The 13,519-nt window shown below is 69.0% G+C and carries 9 protein-coding genes; 6 read left to right on the plus strand and 3 right to left on the minus strand.

Annotation, left to right across the window (positions count from 1 at the left end; genetic code table 11):
- Nucleotides 1-4 precede the first annotated feature (4 nt).
- From BC358_RS01085 to BC358_RS01095, 3 genes are read right to left on the minus strand one after another with little or no spacing between them, the layout of a single operon-like run.
- Entirely contained in the window at nt 5-934 is a 930-nt protein-coding gene (locus BC358_RS01085) for a branched-chain amino acid ABC transporter permease (RefSeq protein WP_066153908.1), read from the minus strand.
- A gap of 16 nt (nt 935-950) precedes the next feature.
- Nucleotides 951-1,736: an ABC transporter ATP-binding protein gene (locus BC358_RS01090; RefSeq protein WP_079364328.1), complete on the minus strand. Its 786-nt coding sequence runs from the start codon at nt 1,734-1,736 to the stop codon at nt 951-953.
- Complete coding sequence (locus BC358_RS01095) at nt 1,733-3,679, minus strand: long-chain fatty acid--CoA ligase (RefSeq protein WP_079364329.1); 1,947 nt, start codon at nt 3,677-3,679, stop codon at nt 1,733-1,735. The genes BC358_RS01090 and BC358_RS01095 overlap by 4 nt, the downstream gene beginning before the upstream one ends.
- Before the next feature lie 302 nt (nt 3,680-3,981).
- Between BC358_RS01095 and BC358_RS22410 the strand changes: the two genes are divergently transcribed.
- The 6 genes from BC358_RS22410 to htpG all read left to right on the plus strand — a co-directional run bounded on the left by BC358_RS22410 (nt 3,982) and on the right by htpG (nt 13,458).
- Nucleotides 3,982-7,458, plus strand: coding sequence for a hypothetical protein (locus BC358_RS22410; RefSeq protein ID WP_079364330.1), 3,477 nt, complete (start codon nt 3,982-3,984; stop codon nt 7,456-7,458).
- Between the two features lie 2 nt (nt 7,459-7,460).
- The gene (locus tag BC358_RS01105; RefSeq protein WP_079364331.1) at nt 7,461-8,351 is read left to right on the plus strand and encodes a UbiA family prenyltransferase; all 891 of its coding nucleotides are present in this window, start codon (nt 7,461-7,463) and stop codon (nt 8,349-8,351) included.
- A gap of 45 nt (nt 8,352-8,396) precedes the next feature.
- Entirely contained in the window at nt 8,397-9,122 is a 726-nt protein-coding gene (locus BC358_RS01110; protein WP_066153891.1) for a Crp/Fnr family transcriptional regulator, read from the plus strand.
- 31 nt (nt 9,123-9,153) lie between these two features.
- Nucleotides 9,154-10,197 (plus strand): pseudouridine synthase, encoded by a 1,044-nt coding sequence (locus tag BC358_RS01115; protein ID WP_256861397.1) that lies wholly within the window; start codon nt 9,154-9,156, stop codon nt 10,195-10,197.
- A gap of 19 nt (nt 10,198-10,216) precedes the next feature.
- Nucleotides 10,217-11,479 (plus strand): permease, encoded by a 1,263-nt coding sequence (locus BC358_RS01120; RefSeq protein WP_079364332.1) that lies wholly within the window; start codon nt 10,217-10,219, stop codon nt 11,477-11,479.
- A gap of 113 nt (nt 11,480-11,592) precedes the next feature.
- A complete protein-coding gene (gene htpG, locus BC358_RS01125) occupies nt 11,593-13,458 on the plus strand; it encodes a molecular chaperone HtpG (RefSeq protein ID WP_079364333.1) in 1,866 nt (621 codons plus the stop codon).
- The last annotated feature ends 61 nt before the right edge of the window (nt 13,459-13,519 follow it).

Raw genomic sequence — 13,519 nt, forward strand, 5'->3', positions numbered from 1 at the left:
CTCCTTACACGCGGTCGATGATCTTTTCGCCGAACAGGCCCTGGGGCCTGAACAGCAGGAACACGAGCGCCAGCACATACGCAAACCAGATCTCGATGCCGCCGCCGACCATGGGGCCGAGGTAGACCTCCGAGAGCTTCTCGCCCACGCCGATGATCAGGCCGCCGATGATGGCGCCGGGCACCGAGGTCAGGCCGCCCAGGATGATCACGGGCAGCGCGCGCAGGGCGACGGTGGTGAGCGAGAACTGCACGCCCAGCTTGGAGCCCCAGATCACGCCGGCCACCAGGGCGGTGATGCCGGCCACGCACCAGACGATGACCCAGATGCGATTGAGCGGGATGCCGATGGACTGCGCCGCCTGGTGGTCGTCGGCCACCGCACGCAGCGCGCGGCCGGTGCTGGTCTTCTGGAAGAACAGCGACAGCGCGGCGACCAGGCAGGCCGCGATGACGGCCGCGATGATGTCCTCCTGGTTCACCAGCACGCCGCCCTCGAACACGTTCTCGAACAGGAACACCGGGTCCTTGGGCATGCCGACGTCGATCGGGTAGATGTCCGAGCCGAAGATGGTCTGGCCCAGGCCATCGAGGAAGTAGGTGATGCCCAGCGTGGCCATCAGCAGCGTCACGCCTTCCTGGTTGACCAGGTGGCGCAGCACCAGGCGTTCGATCAGCCAGGCCAGGATGAACATGCAGCCGGCCGCCACGATGAAGGCCAGCACATTGCCCAGCAGCTTGCTTTCGATGCCCAGCCACTGCGGAATCCACTGGGAGAAGCGGGCCATGGCCAGCGCGGCGAACAGCACCATCGCGCCCTGCGCGAAGTTGAAGACGCCCGAGGCCTTGAAGATGAGCACGAAGCCCAGCGCCACCAGCGAATAGAGCATGCCGGCCATCAGGCCGCCGAAGAGAGTTTCGAGAAAGAATCCCATGGTGTCGTCTCCGGGTTCAGTGGCTCGTACCGAGGTACGCGCTGATGACTTCTTCGTTGGTGCGCACTTCCTCGGGTGTGCCGTCACCGATCTTCTTGCCGTAGTCCAGCACCACCACGCGGTCGCTGATGTCCATCACCACGCCCATGTCGTGCTCGATCAGCACGATGGTGGTGCCGAACTCGTCGTTCACGTCGAGGATGAAGCGGCTCATGTCCTGCTTCTCTTCCAGGTTCATGCCGGCCATGGGTTCGTCCAGCAGCAGCACCTGCGGCTCCATCGCCAGGGCGCGGCCCAGGTCCACGCGCTTCTGCAGGCCGTAGGGCAACTGGCCCACGGGGGTCTTGCGGAAGGCCTGGATTTCGAGGAAGTCGATGATGTGCTCGACGAACTCGCGGTGCTGCTCCTCTTCGCGCTGGGCCGGACCGATGCGCAGCGCCTGCAGGAACAGGTTGCTCTTCATGCGCAGGTTGCGGCCGGTCATGATGTTGTCGATCACGCTCATGCCCTTGAACAGCGCCAGGTTCTGGAAGGTGCGCGCGATGCCCATCTCGGCCACCTGGCGGCTGTTCATGTGCTTGAAGTGCTGGCCGCGGAAGGTGATCTGGCCTTCCTGCGGCTGGTAGACGCCGTTGATGCAGTTGAGCATGGAGCTCTTGCCCGCGCCGTTGGGGCCGATGATGGCGCGGATCTCGTGCTCCCTGACGTTGAACGAGATGTCGGTGAGCGCCTTGACGCCACCGAAGCGCAGGCTGATGTTCTGGACGTCGAGGATGACGTCGCCGATTGTTTTCTGGCTCATGCTGCGGCTTTCACGGGTGCAAACGTCTTGGCGTCGCTGATCTTCAGCGTGGCGCTCACGCTGCCGGTGCGACCGTCCTCGAACTTGACCTGGGTTTCGATGTACTGCTCGGCCTTGCCGCCGTAGAGCGCGTCCACGAGCACGCTGTACTTCTCGGCGATGAATCCGCGGCGGACCTTGTTGGTGCGGGTGAGTTCGCCGTCGTCGGCGTCCAGCTCTTTGTGCAGCACCAGGAAGCGGCTGATCTGGCTGCCGGCCAGCAGGGTGTCGCGGCTGAGGTCGGCGTTGACCTTCTCCACGCACTCGCGGATCAGCTCATAGACCTCGGGCTTCTGCGCCAGGTCGGTGTAGCCGGCGTAGGGCAGGTTGCGGCGCTCGGCCCAGTTTCCCACGGCCTCGAAGTCGATGTTGACCATCACGCAGACCTTCTCGCGCTGGTCGCCGTAGGCCACCACCTCCTTGATCTGCGAGAAGAACTTGAGCTTGTTCTCGACGTACTTGGGCGCGAACATGGCGCCGTCGTTGCTGCCGCCCTTGATGCGGCCCACGTCTTTCACGCGGTCGATGATCTTGAGGTGGCCCGAGGCGTCGATGAAGCCGGCGTCGCTGGTGTGGTACCAGCCGTCGGCGGTCAGCACCTCTTCGGTGGCCTTGGGGTTCTTGTAGTACTCCTTGAGCAGGCCGGGCGACTTCACCAGGATCTCGCCGGTCTCGCTGAGCTTGATCTCCACGCCCTCACAGGGCACGCCCACGGTGTCGGCGCGCGCCTCGTGGTCGGGCTGCAGGCAGACGAACACGGCGGTTTCGGTGGAGCCGTAGAGCTGCTTGAGGTTGATGCCGATGCTGCGGTAGAAGCTGAACAGGTCGGGGCCGATGGCCTCGCCGGCCGTGTAGGCCACGCGCACCCGGCTCATGCCCAGGCTGTTGCGCAGCGGGCCGTAGACGAACAGGTTGCCCAGTGCGTATTTCAGGTTGTCCATGAAGCCCACGGACTTGCCGTCCATCCTGGCGGGGCCGACGCGGCGCGCCACGTCCATGAAGGCGTGGAACATCTTGCGCTTGAGCGCGCCCGCGTCTTCCATGCGGATCATCACCGTGGTGAGCAGGCCTTCGAACACGCGCGGAGGGGCGAAGTAGTAGGTGGGGCCGACCTCCTTGAGGTCGATGGTGACGGTGGCGCCCGACTCGGGGCAGTTCACCACGTAGCCGGCCACCAGCCACTGGGCGTAGCTGAAGATGTTCTGCCCGATCCAGGCCGGCGGCAGGTAGGCCAGCACCTCGTCTTTTTCGGTCAGCTTGTCAAAGCGCGCGCCGACGGCCGCGCGGTCGATCAGGGTGCTGTGGGTGTGGACCACGCCCTTGGGGTTGCCGGTGGTGCCCGAGGTGAAGAACATGGCGGCGACGTCGCCAGGCTGCGCCTTCTCGACCTCCTCGCGGAAGAAGCCGGGGTGTGCCTTGGCAAAGGCCTGACCCGCACCGACCAGCTCTTCCAGGCCGCCCAGGCCGGGCTGGTCGTAGTTGCGCAGGCCGCGCGGGTCGTCGTAGAAGATGTGCGCCAGCTGCGGGCACTGGGGCTGGATCTCCAGCATCTTGTCGACCTGCTCCTGGTCCTCCACCACCGCGAAGCGCACCTCGGCGTTGTTGATCGGGAACACACACTCGTTGGCCACCGCGTCCTGGTACAGCGGCACGGGGATCGCGCCCAGCGATTGGGCTGCCAGCATGGTGGCGTAGAGGCGGGGCCGGTTGGCGCCGATCACCACCAGGTGCTCGCCGCGGGTCAGGCCGGCCTGGTGCAGGCCGCAGGCGATGGCCTCGACCAGCCGGGCCATGCCCGACCAACTGGTGGTCTGCCAGATGCCGTATTCCTTCTCTCGCATGGCCGGCGCGTCGGGGCGCCGGGTCGCGTGGTCCAGCAGCAGCCGGGGGAAGGTGGTTTGCATGTGCTTGACTCCTTGGGTCTTCCGCCGAGCGGGCAGGAAGACGGTGACCGCCTGATTCAATGGGGCGGATAGTAGGCCGATGTTTGACGTCATGTTGTCGGTGCGACGACAATTGAGGGGTCAACCCTGCTAGGACTTTCCCTAGGAAAATCCGGCACGGTGCGCCGATGTTTGTCAGGTGCCCGCCAGTCTGGGCGTTCTGGTGCGGCGTGGTCGCTGCAGTGGCCGTGGCAATGGAATCCAGGGAGTGAATCAACACGGCGCTGCGCCACGCGAACCGGCCGCCTGACCTTGCCTGCTTCATGTCTTTTGCTGTTTCCCTGCTCCTGCTGGCCTGGGTGTCCCTGCGCTGGGCCCGCCACCTCTCCGATGCGCCAGCCGACCGCTACTGGATCTTCGTCGGCACCGCCCTGCTGCAGGTCGGTGCGATCACCGGTCTGACCTCGCTGGCGCACCAGCTGACCCCCGCGGGCTGGCTCGTGCTCCAGGTGCTCATGGCGGCGGCCACTGCTCCGCTCACCGGCGGCTGGCGCCGGGGCGGCGTGGCTGGGTCGCTGTCGGGCGGGACGGGGCTGCGGGCCGCCCTGGTCACCAGTTTCAAAGGACTCACGGCCTGGGGCCTGCTGCTGCTGTGCGCCATCGTCGGTGTGCTCCTGCTGGCGCTGGTGCGGCAGGCGCTGGAACCGCTGTACCACTTCGATGACCGGATGTACCACGCCTCGCGGGCCCTCTACTGGATACAGCACGCGACGGTATTCCCCTTCGAGACCCACAACATCCGGCAGAACCTGGTGCCCTTCGGCAGCGAGCTGTTCTTCCTGTGGCCGGTGCTGCTGACCAAGTCAGAGGTGGTCGGTCGGCTGGTGTTCGGCCTGGCGTTGCCGCTGGCGGCCATAGGGCAGTACCTGCTGCTGCGGGCATTCCGGTTGGGGCAGACGGCCGCGCTGGCCGGGGTGCTGATCCTGGTCTCGACGCCGCTGATCGTCTCCAGTGCTTCGGGTCTGAAGCCGGAGGTCTGGTCGGTGCTCTCGCTGCTGGGCCTGGCCTACTGGGCGGTGACGCTTTGCGACGGGGCAGACAGGCCGGGACTGCGCTGTTTCTTCCTCGGGGTGTTTGTCGCGCTGAGCACCAACGTGCGGTCGTTTCCTGCGGCGCTGCTGCCTGGCCTGCTGCTGATCCTGTGGTGGGCCCCCGGGGCGGCCGGCGTCGGGGCGCGGCTCAAGGCCTTCGGTGCAGGCCTGTTGGGGGCGGGGGTGCTGAGCACCCTGCTCATTCCCCTGGCCTTCAACACGGTCCGCTACCACCACCCCATGGGGCCCCCGGAGGTGCGTCGGGTGGTGCAGGCCGAAACCACGCCGCAGGTGGCCTACACCCATGCCATCCGGTTCGTGTCCTTGCTGCTGGAGTTGCCGGCCGCGCCGGGGTCGCCCGAGGTTCGGGCCGGCTTCAGCGCCACCGCCAACCGGCTCATTTCGGCGGTCGGAGCCGGGCAGCCTCTGGCGGGTGAGGCGGAGGGTCCATGGCCGGGGCGGTACGTGTACGCCCTGCCCGAACAGGCCACGCGGTTCTCGTTGTGGGGGCTGCTGTGGCTGCCGGTGCTGGGTGCCGCCGCCTGGCGGCTGGCCGGGCACCTGAGGGCGCGCCGACGGCTCGACGGGGTGGCCGCGCTGGCGCTGCTGGCCATTCCGTTGCTGGGGGCGGTGCTGTTCGGCGCGCGCTGGATGGCCCACTCCGAGGTGCCCGCGCGGTTTCTCTGCGGCCCTTTTGCCCTGGCGCTGCCGCTGGGGCTTGCGATAGTCGCACCGCGCCTGACCGCCGGCCTGGCCCGCAGGCGCCTGGTCCAGGGGCTGCTGGCCCTGCTGCTGGTGTATGCGGTGTACCCGCCGGTCCGGAGTCTCGCAAAGGAGGTGCGCCAGGCAATGACCGATCCGCTGCCAGGCATCGACGTCAACGAGCCCTTCGACGAGGTGCTGCGTTCGGCCATGCCGCCGGGTTCGCGGGTGCTGCTGGTGGGCCACCAGGATGTGCGCGACTACCCGCTGTTCTCGCCTGGCACCGGGTATTCGAACGCCGTGGTCCCCTGGGGAACGGCGCCGTTTGACGAGGAGCGGATGCGCCGCCTGATCGTTTCGGAGCGGGTGACCCATGTGCTGATCCAGGACGATGCACGCGCGCTGTTCCGCTGGTTTCCCCCGGTCGACACGCGCGGGATGGTGCGCTGGCTCAATGCCCAGGAAGATCTGAAGCCGGTCTTGCTGCGATCGGCTGGCCAACGGCTGTACGAGGTGACCGGCGCCGCCGGAGGCAACGACGCACCCTTGCGCAGCTTCGAGGCCCCGGCCGAGGCGCCCCTGATCGGTGTTTCGGGCGCGTTGCAGGAGCAGGTGGGGGTGGACGAATCGGCCCTGCAGACCCCCTGGCCCGTCAACGACCTCGGCGGCGACGAGCGCGGCTTCCTGTGGCTGGGACAAGGGTATGCCCAGGGGATCGGTTTTGCCCTCTGGTCCCGGCGGGCGCTCGAGGTCGACCTCCGGTTCGACATGGAGCCCGGCCCCGGCATGACTGTCCCGGGGCGGCGGTTCATGCTGCTCCACAACGACCTGCCGGTGGGCGGCGAGCGCCGCTTCGAGGGCGTGACATCGGCCGTGGTCCGTGTCCGCCTGCACGCCGGGCGCAATCTCCTGAGCCTGCTGGCACTGGACCGTGCGACGGTCGTGCCCCTGCCCAACGGCGATCCGCGGGGGCTGGTGGTGGGGCTGCGGGCGATCCGCGTCGAACCGGCGACGGCGCCCGCCGCTTCAGTGGAGAGGTCCGTGGCGGGCGAGGACGGGCTCTCCCGCAGTGCGCGCCTGGCGGTGGGGCTGATCAACCGCCGGCAGCAGGGCGACGGCTACTGGTTCACGGCATACACCAGCGGCACCACCTACGAGCGGCCGGTGGAGGAAATGAACACCTACCTCACCGCCCTGATGGTGGACCTGCTGGCGGCCGAGGGCACCCCCGAGGGCCTGTCGGCCGGTCTGGACCGGGCGCGTGCGCATCTGAACGACCAGATCGAGCCTGGCGGCCTGGTGCGCTACCACGGCAGACCCGGCGGACGGGCCGCGAGCGAGACCGGCATGTGCACCATCACGCCCGATGCCGACGACACCGCGCTGGTCTGGCGCCTCGCGCCGGGCGACCACTCCCTGCGCCCCCGGGCGCTGGCGGGTGTTCGGGCCTACCGCACCGCAGAGGGCCTCTACCGCACCTGGCTGTCGCCTGAAAGCGGCTACCAGTGCCTCAACCCCGGCGCCGACCCGAACCCCGCGGACATCGGCATCCAGATGCACGTGTGGATGTGGCTGGCGCAGGACGACCCGCCCGCGGCCCGCGAACTGTGCCAGGCGCTGCGCCGCAGCGTCGATCAGGACCGGCTCTGGGTCTACTACAGCCGGGCACCGCTGGTGCCGGTGATGCGCCAGCCCGACCTGCGGGCGCATGGCTGCGACCTGGCTCTGCCCGCCGACAGGGTGCGGGCCGAGTTCCCGGAGCAGCAGGTCTGGCTCGATGCCGCGCGCCTGATCGCCCGGATGGGGCCGGGGTCGACCAACCGGCCGACCGCCGATGAAGCGCGGCCGCTGCTGGAGGCCCTGGCCGCCGACCGGTTCGCCGCGGTGCGCAACAACCCGCCCATGCTCTATCACAACGACCTCAGCGCCTCGGTGTCCCGCAGGTACTGGTCGGAAGACGTCGGCTACGCGATGTGGCTGCGGATCTTCCTGGGCACCGGGGGTTGACCATGACCATCCGCTTGACCGGCACGCGCCGGTGCCGGGCCCTGCTCGCCAGCATCCGGTACGACGAGATCGTGGTGCTCCAGGGCGCGCCGGTGCTGGGTGCGGTTTTTGCCATCGGAGCGCTGGACGCCGACCGTGTGTGGAACCTGGTGCTGCTGGTGCTGGCCAATGCCGCGCTGGTGGCCCATGTGTTCCTGCTCAACGACTGGGCCGGCATCGAGCACGACAGCCGGGACCCTGCCCGGGCGTCGCGGGTGTTCCTGCAGCGCGGGGTCAGCCGCCGGGAAATCGGTGTCCTGGTGCTGCTCACGCTCGTGCTCAGCATGGCCGGGCTGGCCTGGCTGGGCCGCACGCCGCTGCTGCTGGGGCTGCTGCTGATGATGGCGAGCGCCCTGTATTCGCTGCCGCAGGTGTCGGTCAAAGGCGTGCCGCTGGCCAATTCCCTGCTGCACTTCGTCACTGGGGTGCTGCACTTCCTGATGGGGTACGCCGTGTTCCGGGAAATCGACGCCGGCGGGGCCGTGATCGGGCTGTTCTTTGCGGTGGTGTTCAGTGCCGGGCACCTGACGCAGGAAGTCCGCGACGCCGAGGCCGATGCGCGCAACGGCATCCGGACCAACGCCGTCTGCTTTGGTCGGCGTGCCTGCTTCCTGATGGCCTTCGGGCTGTTCACGCTGGCCAACGCCCTGTTGGTGGCGCTGGCCCTGCAGGGGAGGGTGCCCGACGCGCTGGTCGCGGTGGTCGCCCTGGCGTATCCCGTGCACGCCTTCTGGACCTGGCAGGCCTTGCGCGAGGGCCTGCCCCATGTCAGCGTACGGCGCCTGCAAGTGCGCTATCGTGTGCTGTATGCGGGCATCGGGCTGGCGATGGTCACATCGCTGCTGCTGGTGTGAGTCCTTGCCGTCCGGCCCCGATGTCCCCTGTGAGAGGCCCTCGTCATGCCGTCCACCACCCCTCTGCGCTCCGGCGCGACACTGCGCGCCACCGCCCGCCCGCCGTCGCTGGACGAGCTGGGCGAAATCCCCTGGCTGAACAGCCTCACCCCGGCCGAGCGCCAGCGCGCGCTGGACGCCCTGGTGGTCAACGAGGTGCAGGTGGGTGAGCTGATCTGCCGTATCGGGCGGCCCGCGACCTACTGGTTCGGCCTGCTCGACGGCCTGCTCAAGATGAGCAACGACGACTCGCAGGGCGCGGTGATCACCTTCACCGGCGTCGCGCCCGGCGGCTGGTTCGGCGAGGGCACGGTGCTCAAGCGCGAGGCCTACCGCTACAACATCCAGGCCCTGCGCAGGAGCCGGGTGGCCGGCCTGCCGGTGGACACCTTCCACTGGCTGCTGGACCACTCGATCGGCTTCAACCGCTTCGTGATGAACCAGCTCAACGAGCGGCTGGGCCAGTTCATCGCCGCGCGCGAGATCGACCGCATCTCCAGCCCCGACCTGCGGGTGGCGCGCAACCTGGCGGCGCTGTTCCACCCGCTGCTCTCACCCAACGTCGGCGGGGTGCTGCGCATCACCCAGCAGGAGCTGGCCTACCTCGTGGGCCTGTCGCGCCAGCGGGTGAACGAGGCGCTGACGGCGCTGGCCGACAAGGGCTGGATCCGGGTGGAGTACGGGGGCTTGCGGGTGCTGGACCTTTCGTCGCTGCGGTCCGGGGAGCTGTAGCGGGCCGGCATGGCCATGGGATCATCGGGGCATGACCGACAAACCCAAGACCTTGCAGCTCAAGGCCAAAGCCCCGGCCGAGAAGCCGGCGGCCCCGCGCGCACCCGTGCGCCCGCGCGGCCCGGCCCGGGCCCGACCCCTCTCTGAAGTGAAGGCCGAACGTGCGGCGCGTGAGGCCGCCTGGGCGGCGCAGAACCCGCAGGGCGACACCGCACCCCGCCGCCCATCGCAGGCACCCCGGCCGTCCCGCCCGCCGCGCGACACCCGGCCCGACCTGGCCCGCGTGGGCAACGTGCGTGGCGAGATCCGCCTGAACAAGCGCATGGCCGAACTGGGCCTGTGCTCGCGCCGCGAGGCCGACGAATGGATTGCGCGCGGCTGGGTGCTGGTCAACGGCCAGCCCGCCGTCATGGGCCAGCCGGTGCCGCCCGACGCGCAGGTCGAGGTGCTGCCGCAGGCGCGCCACCAGCAGGCCGGGCAGGTCACCATCCTGCTGCACAAGCCGGTGGGCTATGTGAGCGGCCTGCCCGAAGACGGCCACGAGAGCGCCGCCGTGCTCATCAAGCCCCAGAGCCACTGGCGCGATGACCGCAGCGGCCGCCGCTTCGAGGCGGTGCACACGCGCGGGCTGGCGCCGGCCGGCCGGCTGGATATCGACTCCACCGGTCTGCTCGTGCTCACGCAGGACGGCCGCGTCGCCCGTACGCTGATCGGCGAGGACTCGGGCGTCGAGAAAGAGTACCTGGTGCGCGTGCACTGGGCGCCCAACGGCCCCAAGGGCGCCGGCGTGGTGACGCAGGACGTGCAAGCCGTGTTCCCCGCCGAGCGCCTGGCCCTGCTGCGCCACGGCCTGAGCCTCGACGATCAGCCCCTCAAGCCAGCGCAGGTCGACTGGCAGAACCCCGAGCAGCTGCGCTTCGTGCTCAGGGAAGGCAAGAAGCGCCAGATCCGCCGCATGTGCGAGCAGGTCGGCCTTCATGTGGTCGGTCTCAAGCGCATCCGCATCGGCCGCGTGATGCTCGGCAATCTGCCGGTGGGGCAGTGGCGCTACCTGGGCGGAGACGAACGGTTCTGAGCCCGGCGCCCACGATCGCATGACCAAGCCCACTCCGACCGGACCGCTGCGCCAGGCCCTGCTGCGCCACGTGCGTCCGACCGACTTGCAGGCAGCGGCCCAGCTGGCGGTGCAGGGCACCCACGGCGTGATCAACATCGCCGAAGGCGTGCACCAGGCGGTGCACCGGCGGCTGGGGCTGTCCGGTGGCACGACGGGTGAGCAGACCGGTGGCCTGACGGGGCAGATCTACCAGGCCGTGCGCGGCGTGGCCCGGCTGGCGGGCTGGGGCACGAACGCGGCGCTGGGCGTGCTGCTGCCGCTGCTGGACGACCCGGCGACCCACCCCGAGGCCTCGCCGCAGCGCGAGACGGTGCTGGCCGCACTCAACGGCGTGCTGGGCGACCGGCTGCAGGCACTGGGCAACCCGCTGGCGCAGGCGATGGAGCTGCGCGCCGGCGGCGTGCCGCTGTCGTTGTCGCCTGGTTCGCTGAAAGAAGAGCTGCCCGGCGCCGGTCCGCACATCCTGCTGCTCGTTCATGGCCTGTGCATGAACGACGCGCAATGGCGCCGCAGCGGGCACGACCATGGGGCGTTCCTGGCGCAGGCGCTGGGCGCCACGCCCATCTACCTGCGCTACAACAGCGGCCTGCACATTTCGGTCAGCGGGCGCGCGCTGGCGCTGCTGCTGGAGCAGCTGGTGGCCGCCTGGCCCGTGCCGCCGGCGCGCATCACGATCGTGGGCCACAGCATGGGCGGGCTGGTGGCCCGTTCGGCGGTGGCGGTGGGCCAGGCGGCGGGCCTGTCGTGGACGCAGCTGTTGCGCGAACTGGTCTTCCTGGGCACGCCGCACCACGGCGCGCCGCTGGAGCGCGCCGGCCACGGGGCCGACTGGCTGCTGGCCGCCAACCCCTTCACCGCACCGTTCGCGCGGCTGGGCCAGTTGCGCAGCGCGGGCATCACCGACCTGCGCCACGGCCATGTGCAGGACGCCGACTGGCAGGGCCGCGACCGCTTTGCCTCGGGCGCCGACCACCGCCAGCCCTTGCCGCTGCCCGAGGGCGTGGCCTGCTATGCGGTGGCGGCCACGCTGGCCGGGCAACGCAGCCGGCTGGCCGAGCGCCTCACCGGCGACGGCCTGGTGCCGCTGGACAGCGCGCTGGGCCGCCACGAAGACCCGTCGATGCGGCTGGCGCTGGCGCCCGAGCACCAGTGCACGGTGTTCCGGACCGGGCACCTGGACCTGCTGTCCAGCCCGAAGGTGGCGGCCCAGCTGCAGACCTGGCTGGCCGCGCCGGCTTGACACCCCGGCTTGAAATCGCGCGGCCTGCCCATAATTGCGCCCTCGCGAGTGCCACCCGGCCGGTCCGGAGCGGGTGGCATGGCCCTCATACCTTCTGACGATTTTCAAAGAACATGAGCAAACAGACCCTCTCCTTCCAGGCCGAGGTGGCCCAGCTGCTGCACCTGGTCACCCATTCGCTGTATTCCAACCCCGAGATCTTCCTGCGCGAGCTGGTCTCCAACGCCTCGGACGCCTGCGACAAGCTGCGCTTCGAGGCCCTGAACAACGCCGCGCTGTTCGAGGACGCGCCCAACCTGGACGTGCGGGTGGCCTTCGACAAGGACGCGAAAACCATCACCATCACCGACAACGGCATCGGCATGAGCCAGGCCGAGGCGGTCGAACACCTGGGCACCATCGCCAAGAGCGGCACGCGCGACTTCATGAGCCACCTCAGCGGCGACCAGAAGAAGGACGCCCAGCTGATCGGCCAGTTCGGCGTGGGCTTCTATTCGGGCTTCATCGTGGCCGACAGGATCGTGGTCGAGTCGCGCCGCGCCGGTCTGCCGGCCGCCGAAGGCGTGCGCTGGACCAGCGGCGGCACGGGCGACTTCGAGGTCGAGACCATCGAGCGCGCCGCGCGCGGCACCACCATCACCCTGCACATCCGCGAGGACAAGACCGAGTTCCTGAGCCACTGGAAGCTCAAGTCGCTCATCACCAAGTACTCCGACCACATCAGCCTGCCCATCCTGATGCAGAAGGAAGAGTGGGACGCCGAGAAGAGCGAGTACATCACCCGCGACGAGTGGGAGCCCGCCAACTCCGCCAACGCCCTGTGGGCGCGCAGCAAGAAGGACATCAGCGACGAGCAGTACGCCGAGTTCTACAAGAACATCAGCTACGACCAGGCCGACCCGCTGGCCTGGAGCCACAACCGCGTCGAGGGCAGCACCGAGTACACCCAGCTGCTCTACATCCCGTCCAAGGCGCCGATGGACCTGTGGAACCGCGACCGCAAGGCCGGCATCAAGCTCTATGTGCGGCGCGTCTTCATCATGGACGAGGCCGAGAGCCTCATGCCCGCCTACCTGCGCTGGGTCAAGGGCGTGGTCGATTCGGCCGACCTGCCGCTGAACGTGAGCCGCGAGCTGCTGCAGGAAAGCCGCGACGTGAAGGCGATCCGCGAGGGCAACACCCGCCGCGTGCTGACCATGCTGGACGACCTGTCCAAGGACGCCGACAAGTACGCCGCCTTCTACGCCGAGTTCGGCGCCGTGCTCAAGGAAGGCCTGGGCGAGGACTTCTCCAACCGCGACAAGCTGGCCAAGCTGCTGCGCTTTGCCAGCACCACCGGCGACGCGGTGACCGTGTCGCTGGCCGACTACAAGGCCCGCATGAAGGACGGCCAGAAGGCCATCTACTACATCACCGCCGACACGCTGGCGGCGGCCAGGAACAGCCCGCAGCTCGAACTCTTCCGCAAGAAGGGCATCGAGGTGCTGCTGATGACCGACCGGGTCGACGAGTGGGCGCTGTCTTTCCTGCCCGATTTCGACGGCACGCCGCTGCAGAGCGTGGCCAAGGGCGCGGTGGACCTGGGCGAACTGCAGGACGAGGAAGAGAAGAAGGCGGCCGAGCAGGCGGCCGAGAGCTTCAAGCCGGTGCTCGACAAGCTCAAGGAAACCCTCAAGGACAAGGCCAGCGACGTGCGCGTGACCACCCGGCTGGTGGATTCGGCCGCCTGTCTGGTGGTGGGCGAGGGCGAGCTCTCCAGCCAGTTGGCCCGCATGCTCAAGGCCGCGGGCCAGAAGGCCCCGGAAGCCAAACCCACGCTGGAGGTCAACCCGTCGCACCCGCTGGTGCGCAAGCTCGACGGCGCGGCCCATTTCGACGACCTGGCGCACATCCTGTTCGACCAGGCGCTGCTGGCCGAGGGCGGCCTGCCCGACGACCCGGCCGCCTACGTCCGGCGGGTCAACGCGCTGCTGGCCTGAGCGCTACGGAAATCGAGTGCATAAGGTCTGAAACCCGGTCCGGTATCCGGCCCGGGTTTTT

Origin of the sequence: Hydrogenophaga sp. H7 (assembly GCF_002025745.1) — a bacterium.
Lineage (GTDB): Bacteria > Pseudomonadota > Gammaproteobacteria > Burkholderiales > Burkholderiaceae_C > Hydrogenophaga > Hydrogenophaga pseudoflava.